This window comes from Acinetobacter sp. DMC2 (genome assembly GCF_056314305.1).
Genome location: NZ_JBQUYP010000005.1, coordinates 379,875 through 396,611, shown reverse-complemented (window position 1 = coordinate 396,611; position 16,737 = coordinate 379,875). Strand labels below are relative to the sequence as shown.

14 protein-coding genes are annotated in these 16,737 nt (G+C 39.9%); 9 read left to right on the top strand and 5 right to left on the bottom strand.

What is annotated here, in order from left to right; genetic code table 11:
* Positions 1 to 146 precede the first annotated feature (146 nt).
* Positions 147 to 1,202, top strand: coding sequence for a 4-hydroxyphenylpyruvate dioxygenase (gene hppD, locus ACT53H_RS13185; protein ID WP_151963710.1), 1,056 nt, complete (start codon positions 147 to 149; stop codon positions 1,200 to 1,202).
* Between the two features lie 70 nt (positions 1,203 to 1,272).
* Here the strand turns inward: hppD and ACT53H_RS13180 are convergent, their stop codons facing one another.
* The 4 genes from ACT53H_RS13180 to fahA all read right to left on the bottom strand — a co-directional run bounded on the left by ACT53H_RS13180 (position 1,273) and on the right by fahA (position 4,840).
* Positions 1,273 to 2,052, bottom strand: coding sequence for an IclR family transcriptional regulator (locus ACT53H_RS13180; RefSeq protein WP_005300427.1), 780 nt, complete (start codon positions 2,050 to 2,052; stop codon positions 1,273 to 1,275).
* Between the two features lie 295 nt (positions 2,053 to 2,347).
* Positions 2,348 to 2,896, bottom strand: coding sequence for a VOC family protein (locus ACT53H_RS13175; RefSeq protein WP_004790185.1), 549 nt, complete (start codon positions 2,894 to 2,896; stop codon positions 2,348 to 2,350).
* A 17-nt stretch (positions 2,897 to 2,913) separates the two neighbouring features.
* Positions 2,914 to 3,546, bottom strand: coding sequence for a maleylacetoacetate isomerase (maiA, locus tag ACT53H_RS13170; RefSeq protein ID WP_476009366.1), 633 nt, complete (start codon positions 3,544 to 3,546; stop codon positions 2,914 to 2,916).
* The gene (gene fahA / locus ACT53H_RS13165; RefSeq protein ID WP_443270574.1) at positions 3,533 to 4,840 is read right to left on the bottom strand and encodes a fumarylacetoacetase; all 1,308 of its coding nucleotides are present in this window, start codon (positions 4,838 to 4,840) and stop codon (positions 3,533 to 3,535) included. Before fahA ends, maiA begins: the two co-directional genes overlap by 14 nt.
* Positions 4,841 to 5,196: 356 nt before the next feature.
* On the opposite strand from fahA, the gene ACT53H_RS13160 reads away from it, so the two are divergent.
* The 3 genes from ACT53H_RS13160 (at position 5,197) to zigA (ending at position 8,842) form a co-directional block, all read left to right on the top strand.
* Complete coding sequence (locus ACT53H_RS13160) at positions 5,197 to 6,585, top strand: amino acid permease (protein WP_005300436.1); 1,389 nt, start codon at positions 5,197 to 5,199, stop codon at positions 6,583 to 6,585.
* 165 nt (positions 6,586 to 6,750) lie between these two features.
* Positions 6,751 to 7,428 carry a D-Ala-D-Ala carboxypeptidase ZrlA gene (gene zrlA / locus ACT53H_RS13155; RefSeq protein ID WP_004790177.1) on the top strand — a complete coding sequence of 226 codons (678 nt, stop codon included), beginning with the start codon at positions 6,751 to 6,753 and terminating at the stop codon, positions 7,426 to 7,428.
* A gap of 148 nt (positions 7,429 to 7,576) precedes the next feature.
* Positions 7,577 to 8,842 (top strand): zinc metallochaperone GTPase ZigA, encoded by a 1,266-nt coding sequence (gene zigA / locus ACT53H_RS13150; RefSeq protein WP_476009365.1) that lies wholly within the window; start codon positions 7,577 to 7,579, stop codon positions 8,840 to 8,842.
* 32 nt (positions 8,843 to 8,874) lie between these two features.
* Here the strand turns inward: zigA and ACT53H_RS13145 are convergent, their stop codons facing one another.
* Positions 8,875 to 9,987 (bottom strand): acyltransferase family protein, encoded by a 1,113-nt coding sequence (locus tag ACT53H_RS13145; RefSeq protein ID WP_476009364.1) that lies wholly within the window; start codon positions 9,985 to 9,987, stop codon positions 8,875 to 8,877.
* A gap of 353 nt (positions 9,988 to 10,340) precedes the next feature.
* On the opposite strand from ACT53H_RS13145, the gene hutC reads away from it, so the two are divergent.
* The 5 genes from hutC (at position 10,341) to ACT53H_RS13120 (ending at position 16,696) form a co-directional block, all read left to right on the top strand.
* Positions 10,341 to 11,093, top strand: a complete 753-nt coding sequence (gene hutC / locus ACT53H_RS13140; protein WP_005066641.1) for a histidine utilization repressor — start codon at positions 10,341 to 10,343, stop codon at positions 11,091 to 11,093.
* Complete coding sequence (locus ACT53H_RS13135) at positions 11,090 to 11,665, top strand: HutD/Ves family protein (RefSeq protein ID WP_476009363.1); 576 nt, start codon at positions 11,090 to 11,092, stop codon at positions 11,663 to 11,665. Before hutC ends, ACT53H_RS13135 begins: the two co-directional genes overlap by 4 nt.
* A gap of 260 nt (positions 11,666 to 11,925) precedes the next feature.
* Entirely contained in the window at positions 11,926 to 13,593 is a 1,668-nt protein-coding gene (gene hutU, locus ACT53H_RS13130) for a urocanate hydratase (protein WP_081399456.1), read from the top strand.
* 87 nt (positions 13,594 to 13,680) lie between these two features.
* Positions 13,681 to 15,219, top strand: a complete 1,539-nt coding sequence (gene hutH / locus ACT53H_RS13125; RefSeq protein WP_107880409.1) for a histidine ammonia-lyase — start codon at positions 13,681 to 13,683, stop codon at positions 15,217 to 15,219.
* Between the two features lie 64 nt (positions 15,220 to 15,283).
* Positions 15,284 to 16,696 carry an amino acid permease gene (locus ACT53H_RS13120; protein WP_312821331.1) on the top strand — a complete coding sequence of 471 codons (1,413 nt, stop codon included), beginning with the start codon at positions 15,284 to 15,286 and terminating at the stop codon, positions 16,694 to 16,696.
* The last annotated feature ends 41 nt before the right edge of the window (positions 16,697 to 16,737 follow it).

Below are 16,737 nucleotides of genomic sequence, written 5' to 3'. Positions count from 1 at the left end.
CTCGTTTTTTTCTCATAGGATGCGTTGGGTTAAGGCATTTTGACGGTTCAAATACTCACCCAATGATTACGTATTCTATAGAGAAAGGAGCTGAGTTCATCAGCAATAGAGATAAACGGAACAGGTAATCACCAGAGGGAAACTAGATGGATATTTTAGAGAACCCATTAGAATTATGCGGTTTTGCATTTATTGAGTTTGTTTCGAAAGAAAATGAATTAGATCCAGTTTTTGAAACAATCGGCTTTTCAAAAGTAGCCAAGCATAAATCGAAAGAAGCGTACTTATGGCGTCAAGGAAATATCAATATTATCCTGAATTATCAGCCAGAATCTTATGCTTCATTCTTCTTTAATGAACATGGCCCATCAGCTTGTGCAATGGGTTTTAAAACACGTGATGCAGCAAAAGCTTTTCAAAAGGCTGTAGAGCTAGGTGCTGAACCAATGTATTCAAAAGTTGGGCCAATGGAGCTCAACATTCCGGCAATTAAAGGTATTGGTGGCATGCCAATCTTTTTAGTTGACCGCGATATTTATGAAAACGACTTTACGTTCTTTGATGATGCTCAAAGACACCCAGTGGGTGCAGGTCTAAACGAAATTGACCATTTAACTCATAATGTCTACAAAGGCCGTATGGAGTATTGGGCAAACTTCTATGAAAAAATCTTTAACTTCCAAGAAATTCGCTACTTTGATATTAAAGGCGAATATACAGGCTTAACGTCTAAAGCATTAACAGCGCCAGACGGCAAGATCCGTATTCCATTAAACGAAGATTCGGACAAAGGAAACGGCCAAATTGCAGAGTTCCTATCTGACTTTAATGGCGAAGGTATTCAACATATCGCGTTTATTTGTGATGACTTAATTTCGACTTGGGATAAGTTAAAAAGCCTCGGTCTGAAATTTATGACACCGCCGCCAAATACGTATTATGAAATGCTACCAGAACGTTTACCTGAGCATGGTGAGCCAACTGAAGAGTTAAAACAGCGTGGTATTTTGCTAGATGGCAACACTAAAGATGGCCAGAAGAAGCTGTTATTGCAGATCTTCTCTGAAAACATGATTGGCCCAGTCTTCTTCGAATTTATTCAACGTAAAGATGATGATGGCTTTGGCGAAGGTAACTTCAAAGCGTTATTTGAGTCGATTGAACGTGACCAGATTCGCCGTGGTGTTTTAGAAACTAAATAAATAAGCTGAGCTTTATTCCTGATCTAAAAAAACCAAGAGTTTGATCTCTTGGTTTTTTTATTGATGTTGATTAGCGGCTTTTAATATATTGATTGATGAGCTTCACTTCATTTTTCAAGATTTCAATCGTTTTACTGTGAGGGTCGACTGGTAAAAACATTTCGCTATCCAGTGCAACAATACAAAACTCAATGCTCTGGTTTGAGTTAAACACAGGTAAACCCACCGCATTAATTCCTGTCAGTAAGTCACCTTTCGCTGCTGACATTTCTTGTTGGCGAATGGTTTCTTTAAGCTCTGTAAACGCTTCCCAGTTTTGTGGTGCGATGTTTAGACCAAGCTCTTGATGCTTTTGCCATTCTGTTTCCATTAAGGGGCGAACAAAATGCTCTGGAAGATAAGAAGCAAATAAACGTCCCGCAGCAGAATTGACTAAAGGCATAATTGAGCCGACTTTAGTGACAATCGAAATAGGGTGGTTTGATTCAATCGATTGAACAACTACAGGGCCTTTAGGCGACCATTTACTAATTTGTATGCCACAACCAATTTTGTTTTGTAGGTCATAAATTAAATGCTGTACTAGCTGTAGTGTGTCGCTATGCTGAACACAGTTTAGGCCTAAGCGCCATGCCTGATCACCTAAAGCATATTGCCCATCATCAAGTTGTTTTGCATATTCCATGCGAATAAGGCTGACCAGATAGCGATGCACTTTGGCAGGATGCATTTCTAGCTTGCTCGATAGGTCTTTGAGAATAATAGGTTGATTGTGCTCTAAAAGGGCGTTTAGTACAGATAAACCGACTTCAAGTGATTGAACCCCCCCAGATACTTTTTCTTCAATCATTTAAATACCCTTAATAAAGTTACTTCAGCTGTTAAACAGCGATGTTCAAAAAAATAAATTGAAATTGCTGCGATTTACATCATGCCTGAGCCTAGTGAGAAATAGAAATCACCTTTTTCTATTAGCGAAATTGGCATGTTTAATAATCAACAATTTTCTAAAATCCCGACACTCTTATTTATAGCGCGATTTTCTAGAAATTTAGCAGTTTTAAATAATATAAATCGGCATTGATATAGAACCGTTCATTCAAACAATTCTAATCAATGCCGACTTTTTAGTTTGCTCTTTTAAATTAGGTTCCTAACTCTGCTTCATGTAAGAAATGAGTGTGGTGCGGAGCGCGTTTGGTTTTGCTCCATTCCTCTAGCATTTCAGCTTTCATTTCTTCTGTAATTTTTGCAATTTTTTCTTCAGCATGCACATCGTTATAAGTCAATTCTAAACGATGGCCATTTGGGTCGAAGAAATAAATTGAGTGGAAAATGCCATGGTTGGTTACGCCCAAAACTTTCACGCCATTTTCTTCTAAATGTTGCTTCGCAGCCATCAACGCATTTAAGTCTTCAACTTCAAAAGCAATGTGTTGTACCCATTGTGGGGTATTTTCGTCTCGGCCCATGTCTGGTTGAGTTGGCAATTCAAAGAAAGCCAAAACGTTGCCTTGACCTGCATCTAAGAATAAATGCATATATGGGTCAAAGGCTTTAGTTGAAGGCACATGGTCTTCAGCAAAAGCTAAAATAAAGTCCATATTGAGCATTTTTTTATACCACTCAACAGTTTCTTTCGCATCCTTACAACGATATGCAACGTGATGTATTTTTTTAATGGCAAATGTCATGTTGAAACTCCTTTTTACTATTCCCAATCTGGTTGTTGTTCTGGCGCCGCGTTATAGAAGGCTGGGATAGACAAACAATGGTGATAAATCGATTCAATTTTTGGAAACGCAGATAAATCAATATTGAAGCGTTTCGCGTTGTAAACTTGTGGAATCAGACAGCAATCGGCAATTGTGGCTTCTTCTCCAAAGCAAAATTGTCCGTTTGAATCTTGAAGTAACTGTTCGAGATTTTGAAAGCCTTCAATAATCCAGTGCTGATACCAATAATTTTTTTGTTCGTCCGAAACATTTAGGTCATTTTTTAAATATTTCAGTACGCGTAAGTTGTTTAACGGGTGAATATCGCAAGCAATTGCTTGGGAAAAAGCACGGATTTTGGCTCTCTCTTGCACATCACTTGGAAGTAATTTGGTTTCTGGATATTTTTCATCCAGATATTCCAAAATACTTAACGATTGAGACAAGGTTAAATCGCCGTCAATTAATGTCGGAACGAGAGCACTGCGGTTTAACTTTAAATAGTCTTCGTTTTGCTGTTCGTTTGTTACCAGATGAACTGGAACAGTCTCATAAGCTAAACCTTTAATGTTTAGACTAATCCGTACTCTGTAGGCTGCAGAGCTACGAAAGTAACTATACAGCTTCATAGTCAGGCTCCGAAGTCTCTGCAAAATCGAACGTTAATGCAGGAAGCACCGTATTTCGAACTTCACCAAAGCCAATGCGAATACCATTTTTCTCACAGTGGCCTTTCATGATGAGTGTATCGCCGTCTTGTAAGAAACCACGAGTTTCACCATTAGCAAGTGTCAGAGGTTTAGTAGTGTTCCATGTAAGCTCAAGCAAACTGCCATATGAATCTGGTGTAGAACCTGAAATCGTACCTGAACCCATTAAATCACCAACTTGAACGTTACAACCAGCAATGGTGTGATGAGTGAGCTGCTGAGACATAGACCAATACATATATTTAAAATTGGTTTTGCAGATCACATCAGCTTGTGCAGATTTCGGGGTTTGAATTTCAACACTCAAATTAATGTCGTAACTATTGGCAACACTTTCTTGTAAATAAGCCAGTGGTTTTGGTTCTTGTTTCGGGCCTTCAACTTTAAATGGCTCAAGTGCTTCAAGCGTTACCACCCAAGGTGAAATCGAGCTTGCAAAAGTTTTTGCATTAAATGGCCCAAGTGGAACATATTCCCATTGCTGGATGTCACGTGCTGACCAGTCATTGAGTAATACCATTCCAAAAATATGGTCCCACGCATTTTCAATCGAGATTGGCTGGCCAAGCCCCGTTGGTTTACCAATAACAAATGCTGTTTCAAGTTCAAAATCGAGTTTACGCGTTGCAGAAAAAACTGGGCGCTCTTCATTTGGAAGTTTAATTTGCCCAGATGGACGAACGATTTGAGTGCCACTAACTACAACAGAGCTAGCACGACCGTTATAACCAACAGGCAATTCACTCCAGTTTGGAAGTAGAGCATTTTTAGGATCACGGAACATACAGCCCACATTGGTTGCATGCTCTTTAGAAGAATAGAAATCGGTATAACCAGGCACCTGAAGAGGTAAATGCAAAGTAACGCTGTCTTGCTTAACTAAAACTTCTTGGCGTAATGCTTCATTTTCTTGAAGTGTTAAATTTTCAACTGAAAGAAGAGACTGTAACGTTTTACGAACTTTTGACCAGTTGGCTTTGCCAGACTCGATAAATTTATTCAGTGTGGGTTGATTAAAGTATGTGTCTTGTTCTGAGAGTTTTAAAAGACCGTACTTTTCAAGAGCAGCGAGATCAATCACCCAATCACCAATAGCTACGCCAACTTGACGCTCGCCATCAGCTGTTTTGCTAAAAATACCATAAGGCAAATTATGAATAGTGAAATCTGATTGAGGTGAAACTTCAATAAAAGAGTTTAGTTTTTGTTCCATTTTCGCGTCCTTGTCTTTATCTCGGGTCTTATACAAATAAAAGTTCGGTCTAGGACTGAGCTACTCAATAAGTTTTAACCTTTGCTTAGATCATCTTTTGTCTTATGAGTTTGATATAGACCGAGCACAACCAATTGCTTCATGTCTCTATAATACTGAATTCACCAAATTACGCAATACATAATTTAATTACACATTTCATAATAATTGTCATTTCTTGTATTTTCTGTTTTCATTCGCGGTCATGAGAAAAGTCACGCAATTATTTTTTCATGAATATCTATGAAAGTTTGATCAATTTATGATATACGTAATTTATTGGAAAAAAATTACGTGACACGGATGAGAATAATCATATGTCAGCACAAGAGCAAGGAAACCTGAAACATGGTTTGAGTAATCGGCACATCCAGCTTATTGCATTGGGTGGGGCGATTGGCACAGGGCTTTTTCTTGGTATATCACAATCGATTAAATTAGCAGGTCCATCGGTCATCCTCGGTTATGCCATTGCAGGATTTATTGCTTTTTTAATGATGCGTCAGCTTGGTGAAATGGTGGTTGAAGAGCCCGTTAGTGGTTCTTTTAGTCATTTTGCCTACAAATATTGGGGACCATTTGCAGGGTTCATGTCAGGATGGAACTATTGGGTACTCAATGTGCTCGTCTGTATGGCAGAACTAAGCGCAATTGGTCTTTACATTCAATATTGGTGGCCGCAAATCCCAACGTGGGCATCTGCTTTAACCTTCTTTGTCTTAATTAATGGCATTAATTTGCTGCATGTTAAGTTTTTTGGCGAAATGGAATTTTGGTTTTCTATTGTCAAAATCTTGGCGATTCTTGCAATGATTGGTTTTGGTTCATATTTGCTTGCAACAGGAACGGCAGGTCCACAGGCAAGCATTTCGAACCTTTGGGCACTGGGTGGTTTCTTCCCATTTGGTGTTGAAGGCTTAGTCATGGCAATGGCGGTCATTATTTTTGCTTTCGGTGGTATTGAGCTTTTCGGTATTACTGCGGCTGAAGCACGTGACCCTGATAAAACTTTACCTAAAGCTGTAAATCAAATTATTTACCGTATTTTGATTTTCTATATTGCGACACTTTTTGTTTTATTCTCGCTATTCCCATGGAATCAAATGGCACAAGGCGGAAGCCCATTTGTGATGGTGTTTGCTTCTTTAGATAGCCAAGGCATTGCAACGTTATTGAACTTTGTCATTTTGACAGCAGCGGTTTCAGTTTATAACGGCACAAGTTATTGCAGTAGCCGTATGCTATTGGGCCTTGCACAACAAGGAAATGCACCAAAAGTATTTGCACACATTAATAAACGTGGTATTCCAACCAATGCAGTGATCCTTTCTGCTGCTGTGACTATTTTATGTGTACTGTTAAATTATATTTTCCCTGAAAAAGCATTTGGTTTACTCATGATGTTGGTTGTAGCAGCCATTGTGATTAACTGGGTTGTAATTTCATGGACGCATTTAAAATTCCGTAAATATATGCAACGCCAAGGGCAAACAACGAAGTTCCCAAGCTTCATGTATCCATTTAGCAACTATTTATGCATCGTATTTATGTTGGGCATCTTAATTGTGATGTCTTTAACTCCAGATATGCGTGTTGCGGTCATGATGATTCCTGGTTGGATCTTGTGTTTGATGGTGGCTTATCAATTTAAACGCCGAAAACTAAAAGCTGAGCAGTCTTTAACTGCTGTAGAAGCCGATATTTAATAACAGCTTAAGTTGTTGTTATCAAAAGGACGTATCTAATACGTCCTTTTTTATTTTTAAAATTTAACAACAGAAATTAAAGGACTTTATTATTGTTATAATATAACATTTGCTCAATTTAATGATGAGCAGTTTTCCCATTTTTGGCGAAGATAGAGCATATTTATGAAACGTTATTTAGGTTTAATTTTATTATCTCTTACAGCGTGTAGTACTCAAACACCCAAGCCAACAGATTCTAAGCATTTTCACTCTTTGCCTCAGCCTTCTAAAACAGTGGTCAGAATAAAGCAGCAACCTGAAGATTATGTGGCTTGGATCGCAACCGCAGATCACGGACAGTCTGTACAAGCCTATAAGCAATTTCTTAAGCAAAAAGGGCTTGCCAATTTAGTTCCAGACTATGAGTTATTACGCTCGGCTCGCGATTGGCAAAAATGTGGAGTTGAACCCTATGCGGTGCCACCAAGAGAGATTTGGTCCAATATCGTTCCGACGCTTAGCATTTTAAAAGCATTAGTTGACGATGGTGTAATTAACGATTTTGAAGTGACCTCGGCCTATCGAGCTTTATCTTTAAATCGCTGTGCGGGTGGCGCAGATGCTTCTCGACATGTCTTTAATGCAGCGCTTGATTTTCGAATTGGACCAGAACAGCCTACCGATTTAGACCAGTTCAATATTCAACAAACCAAAACTAAACTTTGTCAGTTCTGGGAAACCAAGGGCCAAGCACTTAATATGGGGCTGGGTGTTTATGCTTCGGGACAAATCCATATTGATAGCCAAGGATTCCGTTCATGGGGACCTGATCATCACTATAGAACCTCGATTTGTCAGTAACTATAAAAGCAATTTTTTCAAAGACTAAGTGAATGGGCTTAAATAAAACTGGAATAAAAGCTTGATCAATAGTTATGTTATAACATAACATTATTGTGGTTTAGAAATAGATTACGCCTGTGATCTGGCCATATTTAAATGGCCAGCCATGATCAGTTTAAATATTATTCAAAGAGATCAAGCCATGCGCACTGCAATCGCCAACTCATTTGCCAAGCTTCCCGTCACTGTTTTATCTGGTTTTTTGGGTGCAGGAAAGACCACATTACTCAACCATATTTTAAATAATCGTGAAGGCCGCCGTATTGCCGTGATTGTCAATGATATGTCTGAAGTGAATATTGATGCGGCACTAGTACGTGAAGGTGGGGCGGAGCTTTCAAGAACAGATGAAAAGCTGGTGGAAATGAGTAATGGCTGTATCTGTTGCACGTTACGAGAAGATTTACTGGTTGAGGTTAAACGTTTAGCCGATGAAGGACGCTTTGATCAATTGGTGATTGAGTCGACAGGTATTTCTGAACCACTCCCTGTTGCAGAAACTTTTACTTTTGAAGATGAAGATGGAAACTCTCTCAATGAGTTTGCTCGACTCGACACCATGGTTACGGTAGTCGATGCTTTTAACTTTCTTAAAGATTACGGTTCAATCGACTCCCTGCAACAACGTGGCGAGTCGCTAGGTGAACAAGATGAGCGAACTGTGGTTGATCTTCTTATTGATCAGATTGAGTTTTGTGATGTGATTATGCTGAATAAAATTGATTTGATTGATCAGGCTCAGCAAGACCAACTCATCGCGATTTTAAAAACTCTAAACCCGCGTGCTCGAATTGAAATTGCTCAATTTGGAAAGATCGCTTTAGATAAAATCTTAAATACACAATTATTCGATTTTGATGAAGCTGCACAAGCGCCAGGCTGGTTAAAAGAATTACGTGGAGAACATACGCCAGAAACTGAAGAGTATGGAATCAGTAGCTTTGTTTACCGTGCGCGTCGACCTTTCCATCCAGAGCGTTTTTATGATTTGGTACAGGCTGAATGGCCGGGTGTCGTACGTTCTAAAGGCTTTTTCTGGTTGGCTGCTGAACCGACATTGGCTTACTCATGGTCACAAGCGGGGGCGATGGCACGACATGGCTTAGCAGGTTATTGGTGGGCGGCCGTTGCAGAAGAAGATTGGCCGAGTGACTTAGACAGCATCGAACAAATTAAAAAGGTTTGGGACGTTCAAACAGGTGATGCACGTCAGGAACTGGTGTTAATTGGTATGCAAATGGATGAGCAAGCTTTAATAGAACGCTTAGACCGTTGCTTGTTAAGTGATGAAGAAATGGCTTTAGGACCACAAGCTTGGCAACGCTGGCCTAATCCTTTTAAACAAGAAGATGAAACCATGTTGATTGCTTAATTAAAAAAGCCCCTATTTTAAAGGGGCTTTTTTTATGATTTGTCTTTAATGAAAATCTTTCGAATGTAGCTGTTAAGCGGTGTGGAATAATATTTCTCAATTGCTGCGCTGATAATAAAGGTCAGAATCAGATAGCCAATTAAAAGTATAATTTTGATGCTAGAGTCGGTTTGAGCTGGAACAAAAGCAACCTTCATAAGGCCCAGCACAACCAGATGAAACAAATAAGTTTCATAACTTCTTTGCCCTAACCAGACCATGATTTTTGTAAATAGACTCTGTGCTTGCGTTTCGGAAGGTTGTTGAAAACACAAAATGAGTAAGCCTGTGGCAAAAGCAAATAAGCTGATACCCCATGTACTGACTTCTTTAATTGGCGCATATAAATAAAGAGCGACCATGCTCAAAATAATCAACCACGAAAGAGGTTTTTTATAGTGCCAATTTGGCTGATATTTATGAGAAAAAATGGCAGTTAAACAGCCAATTGCTATACCATCAAAACTCGAAAAATAATGATATAAATAAGCGCCGCTTTCTTCTCCAAAATGGAGAGACCTAAAATAAGGGCCGTATAAAATCACTCCAATCAATACAGCAATAAAGACCTTATTACTACGCGTGAACAGGCATAATAATGGAAAAACAAAGTAAAAAACTTCTTCTACAGAGAGCGACCACAACACGCCTAAAGCGTAGTTTACCCAACCAAATTTAATAATCAGGATATTCATCCAGAAGGTTAAAGCTGCAAAAATTGTTAGGGGATAGGAAACCTCAATGCCATTCGGAGCTTGGTTCATAAAGGGTTTTAAGTCAAACGAACCGAGTATGCTTACACCTAAAATGAGTAATAACAGACACGGTAAAATACGCGCTGCGCGTCGGATATAAAAATGTTTGAGGTTAATTCCAGAGAATTGTTTGTCTCTTTTTAAAGTGTGATGGGTAATTAAAAAACCCGAAATCACAAAAAACATGGTGACGCCATAATTTCCGTTTCTTGCGATGACTGTGCTAAATGCTTCACCTAAGAAATCAAAACCTAACCATGTATCTTTAAGTTTATAGGGAATATTAAAATGATGTAAAAGAACCAAAAGGATAGAGATTCCTCGAAGAATATCTATTTTATAATTACGCATTCGATGTGCTTCCAGTTTTATTAATATACTGTGTGGCAGAAGAATACTATCGATCAGTTATTTTAAATAAAAATTTTAAGCAGCGTTTCGTAAATTAGAAAAGACGATACTTTTTACATCCTTGAATTGAGCACAGGCATAGTAGAAATGACTATTAAATAAATATTGATAAAACCTTTATATATTTGAATTTCTCTACATAAAACTTTAAATTAAGTCTTATTGAGCCATGTTTATTTTTTAAACTTTTTAAAGTCTATTTATTTCATAAATTAACATGTTGTATGTGGTTGTATATACATAGCATGTCAACTAAAATACCTTTTTGCCTGCCGCCTTTTTGAGTATTTGTTATGCCCAGAACATCAAAACAAGAACATGCTGAGCTTTCGATTGAAGCTGATAGTCCAGTTCCTTTATATCAACGCGTAAAACAGCTGATTTCACAAAAAATTTATGAAGGTTCATGGGCTGTAAATAAAAAAATTCCTTCGGAAAGTGAACTGGTTAATCAACTCGGTTGTAGCCGTATGACGGTAAATCGTGCGCTTCGTGAGTTAACGACGGAAGGTTTACTTGTTCGAATTCAAGGTGTTGGTTCTTTCGTTGCTGAAGGGCAAGGCCGAACTGCACTTTTTCAGATTAATAACATTGCCGATGAGATTATTGCACGAAACCATAAGCACCACGCTGAAGTTTTAGTCTTAGAACAAATTTATGCAAATGCAGAGCAAAGCGTGTTAATGCAGACTCGCGAAGGGCAAAGATTATTCCACTCGATTATTGTGCATTATGAAAATGATGTACCTGTTCAGGTCGAAGATCGTTTAGTCGACGCAGCGCTCATTCCAGATTATTTACAACAAGACTTTAAAACCATTACGCCTAATGCTTACCTCATGGCAAAAGCACCTGTCTCAGAAGGTGAGCATATTGTTGAGGCAGTTTTAGCATCTCCTCAAGAGTGTAAATGGTTGAAGATTACCAAAGCTGAACCATGCTTATTGATCCGTCGCCGTACATGGTCAAACAAGCAGTTGATCTCAAGCGCACGTTTGATTTATCCGGGTAGTCGCTATTATCTCGAAGGGAAATTTAACCCATGATTGAGTTGATCAGGGCCGATCAATATACAAAAATGCTTTGGAAAAATGGTGCAGGTTTCACTTTAGAAATTGCTCGAAGCCAAGGTGAAGGCGACTTTGAGTGGCGTATCTCGATGGCTGATGTGACTACTTCTGGGCCATTTTCTTTATTTCCCAATAAGCAGCGCATTATTAGCGTACTCGATGGACAGGGCATGGTTCTGCATGTCGATGATCTTCCTGCCAAAACGCTGAACCAAGGCGATATTTTTGCTTTTCATGGTGAGAGTCAGGTTCAAAGTGAACTGGTAGACGGTGCAATTCGAGATTTAAATTTAATTTATGATCCTGCAAAGTTTCATGCGCGTTTTCAGTGGTTGAATGATGCAGCTGAGCAGGCATTTATTAGCTCGGCAGACCTGATTTTTATTTTTAATCAGGGTGGTGAAACACAAATAAATGTGGATGATCATTCCGTTCAGCTTGCTGCTCACGAGACGCTAAAAATTGGGAAAAATGCTGGCGTGACATCGATCAGTTTTCCCAAAAAACAACTTAAAAGCTGCTATGTCATTGAGTTAATTCAGCGATAAAAAGACATTATTTACGACTTAAAAAGCACATGTCGATTTAAAAGATATGTGCTTTTTTTATGCTTAATATAAAAATAAATTAATTTAATTCATAAGGTTATTCAGTTTTTTTAAAAAAATATGAGTAACCCTCTTCACGCCGTAAAATATTTGTGTAGTATATGGATGTATATACAAGTTAATACATTACTATACAAATGCAGAAACAAGTGATGTTCTGCTGATGTAAGCTCAAAGGAAGGAGTCCGCCTGTGACAACAATGACAACAAAATTTCGTGATGTAGAAATTCGTGCGCCACGCGGCACTGAATTGACGGCTAAAAGTTGGTTAACTGAAGCTCCATTACGTATGTTGATGAATAACCTTGATCCGGACGTTGCAGAAAACCCGAAAGAGTTGGTTGTATACGGTGGTATTGGCCGTGCAGCACGAAACTGGGAATGTTTCGACAAAATTGTAGATACTTTAAAAAATCTTGAAACTGACGAAACTTTATTAGTTCAATCAGGCAAACCAGTCGGTGTATTTAAAACTCATAAAGATGCACCACGCGTTTTAATTGCAAACTCAAACCTTGTACCGCACTGGGCAAACTGGGAACATTTCAACGAATTAGACGCTAAAGCTTTGGCAATGTATGGTCAAATGACAGCAGGTTCTTGGATCTACATCGGTAGCCAAGGCATTGTACAAGGTACTTACGAAACTTTCGTTGAAGCAGGCCGCCAACATTACAACGGTGATTTAAACGGTCGTTGGGTTCTTACTGCTGGTTTAGGCGGTATGGGTGGTGCTCAGCCTTTAGCTGCAACACTTGCAGGTGCTTGTTCTTTAAATATTGAATGCCAACAAGCAAGTATCGATTTTCGTTTACGTACCCGTTATGTAGATGAACAAGCGACTGATTTAGATGATGCTTTAGCGCGTATTGATCGTTACACGAAAGAAGGCAAGGTCATTTCAATTGCACTTCATGGTAATGCTGCAGAGATTTTACCTGAGCTTGTTCGCCGTGGTGTACGTCCAGACATGGTCACCGACCAGACAAGTGCACACGATCCACTCAATGGCTACCTACCAGTAGGCTGGACTTGGGATGAATACCGTGAACGTGCGAAAACTGAACCAGAAGCGGTTGTAAAAGCTGCAAAACAGTCGATGGCGAAACACGTACAAGCGATGCTTGATTTCCAAAAAATGGGTGTTCCAACATTTGACTACGGTAATAACATCCGTCAAATGGCAAAAGAAGAAGGCGTAGAAAACGCTTTTGATTTCCCTGGCTTTGTACCTGCATATATCCGTCCATTGTTCTGCCGTGGTATTGGTCCATTCCGTTGGGCAGCGCTTTCTGGTGACCCAGAAGACATTTATAAAACAGATGCCAAAGTTAAAGAATTAATTCCTGATGATGAACATTTACATCACTGGTTAGACATGGCTCGTGAACGCATTAGCTTCCAAGGCTTACCAGCGCGTATTTGTTGGGTTGGTCTAGGCTTACGTGCAAAACTTGGTTTGGCATTTAACGAAATGGTACGTAGTGGTGAATTATCAGCTCCAGTTGTGATTGGTCGTGACCACTTAGACTCAGGTTCAGTTGCGAGTCCAAACCGTGAAACTGAAGCAATGCAAGATGGCTCAGATGCAGTATCAGACTGGCCTTTATTAAACGCTTTGCTTAATACAGCAGGCGGCGCAACTTGGGTATCTCTACACCATGGTGGCGGTGTAGGTATGGGCTTCTCTCAACACTCAGGCGTTGTGATTGTGTGTGATGGTACAGATGAAGCTGCTGCACGTATTGCTCGTGTACTGACCAATGACCCTGCAACAGGTGTTATGCGTCATGCCGATGCCGGTTATGAAATTGCGATTAACTGTGCGAAAGAGCAAGGCTTAAACTTGCCAATGATCACGCAATAAAAATACATGGAAGAACTGGCGGTGCTTTTTGCAATTGTGAAAAGCACTGTCTCAGCAGAATATAGTGCAAAAAATTAGGAAGCCAACATGGAATTACTGATCCAACCGGGAAAATTAACCTTAGCTGATTTACGTCAAGCTTACCTCAACCCGATTAAAGTTAAATTAGATGAAAGTGCTTCAGCTGCAATCAACGCAAGCGTGGCTTGTGTAGAACAGATTGTAAATGAAGGACGTACAGCTTACGGCATTAACACAGGTTTTGGTTTACTTGCTTCAACCAAGATTGCTCCTGAAGATTTAGAACAATTACAGCGTTCGTTAGTTCTTTCGCATGCGGCAGGTGTAGGTGAAGCACTTGATGATGCAATGGTTCGTTTAATTATTCTATTGAAAGCAAATAGCTTGGCACGTGGCTTCTCAGGTATTCGCCGTAAAGTGATTGATGCTTTGTTGGCTTTAATTAATGCTGAAGTTTATCCGCACATTCCTCTTAAAGGTTCTGTAGGCGCTTCAGGTGACTTGGCACCACTTGCACACATGTCTTTGATTTTACTTGGTGAAAGTAAAGCTCGCTACAAAGGTGAATGGTTACCAGCAGTTGAAGCTTTAAAAATTGCAGGTTTAGAGCCAATTTCTTTAGCTGCTAAAGAAGGCTTGGCACTTCTAAATGGTACACAAGTTTCGACTGCTTATGCTTTACGTGGCTTGTTTGAAGCTGAAGATTTATTTGCTGCTGCGACAGTTTGTGGTGGCTTAAGTGTTGAAGCAATGCTGGGTTCACGCTCACCTTTTGATGCTCGTATTCATGAAGTACGTGGTCAACGTGGTCAAATTGATGTAGCGGCGGCTTATCGTGACTTATTGACGGATTCGAGTGAAATTGCACATTCACATGAAGACTGTAGCAAGGTTCAAGATCCGTATTCTTTACGTTGCCAACCACAGGTGATGGGTGCATGTCTAACCCAAATCCGTCAGGCTGCTGAAGTTTTAGAAATTGAAGCAAATGCTGTATCTGATAACCCACTTGTTTTTGCAGAACAAGGTGATGTGATTTCTGGTGGTAACTTCCATGCAGAACCTGTAGCAATGGCGGCAGATAATTTAGCATTGGCAATCGCAGAAATTGGTTCACTTTCAGAACGTCGTATTTCGATGATGATGGACCGTCACATGTCACAGCTTCCACCGTTCTTGGTTGCAAATGGTGGCGTGAACTCAGGTTTCATGATTGCTCAAGTTACAGCAGCAGCTCTTGCGAGTGATAACAAAGCACTTGCACATCCAGCGAGTGTTGATAGTTTGCCAACTTCAGCGAATCAGGAAGACCATGTATCAATGGCTCCGAATGCAGGTAAACGTCTTTGGCCAATGGCTGATAACGTCCGTGGCATTTTAGCTGTCGAATGGTTAGGCGCTTGTCAGGGTCTAGACTTCCGTGAAGGCTTAAAAAGCTCGCCTAAACTTGAACAAGCTCGTAAAATCTTGCGCGATCAAGTTCCTTACTACAGTGAAGACCGTTTCTTTGCTCCTGATATTGAACAAGCAAGTGAATTACTTTCGAGTGGCTGCTTAAACAAGTTACTTATTCCAAAACTACTCCCTAGTTTATCTGAAGTGTGATTGATAAAACGGTCACATGGAGTGGCCGAATCTAACTAAATTTCCTCAAGGATTGGAGATTATAATGTCACAAAACTCCACACTACAGCGGGGATTGAACACCCGCCATATTCGTTTCTTGGCATTGGGCTCAGCAATTGGAACTGGGCTTTTCTATGGTTCGGCAACTGCTATTAAAATGGCGGGGCCTTCAGTTTTACTCGCGTATATCGTTGCAGGGATTGCAATTTATATCGTTATGCGCGCACTGGGTGAAATGGCTGTCCATAACCCAGTATCCGGTTCATTTAGCCACTATGCATCACAATACATCAGTCCACTGGCAGGTTTTACTACGGGTTGGACGTATGTTTTTGAAATGGTGATTGTCGCGATTGCCGATGTCACCGCTTTTGGTATTTATATGGGATTCTGGTATCCCGATGTACCACGGTGGATCTGGATTTTATCTCTGATTATGTTCTTGGGTGCCATTAACCTAATTCACGTTAAAGTCTTTGGTGAACTCGAATTCTGGCTTTCCATCATTAAAGTCAGTGCTATTGTTGCCATGATTTTAGGCGGAATAGGCTTAATGTTCTATGGCTTCCATGCTGACCATAGCAGTGTGGTACCGGGTATTTCGAACTTATGGATTTATGATGGCTTTATGCCGCATGGCATTGCAGGCCTAGTTGCATGTTTATCTGTGGTTGTATTTGCTTTCGGTGGTATCGAAATTATCGGTTTAACTGCTGGCGAATCACAAGACCCGAAAACAACTTTGCCAAAAGCAATTAATGCTGTTCCAGTACGTATTTTACTTTTCTATGTACTGACCATTTTTGTTTTGATGTCGATTTTCCCATGGAATCAAATTGGTAGCCAAGGTAGCCCATTTGTACAAATTTTTGAAAATTTAGGCATTAAATCTGCCGCGAATATTCTAAATATTGTGGTGGTGACTGCTGCGATTTCAGCAATTAATAGTGATGTATTTGGCGCTGGCCGTATGCTTTATGGTATGGCAAACCGTGGTCAAGCACCTCGAATTTTCCAAAAGTTATCGCGTAATGGTGTGCCTTGGATGACTGTTGTGGTTATGGCTGGTGTGCTGTTAATTGGTGTGGTGTTGAACTACCTAATTCCTGAAAATGTATTCATGATCATTGCATCAATTGCCACTTTTGCAACGGTTTGGGTATGGCTCATGATTTTGCTTTCGCAAGTTGCGATGCGCCGTAAATTATCTACTGCTGAAATTAAGGCACTTGATTTCCCTGTATGGGGTTGGCCAGTTGCACCTGCGTTCGCGATTGGTTTTATGGTGTTCATTTTAGTCATGATGGGTTATTTCCCTGATTCACGTCCTGCAATTTATGTCGGAATAGCATGGCTTGCACTCTTAACTATTGCTTATCGCATATGGATAAAACCACAGCAAAACTTGGGAAAGGAAAGTAATCCTATCCAGCAAAATGTTGAGATAGAAAGCTAACAAATGAACTGCCCAATGGTTTCACTATTGGGCAGTTTTGA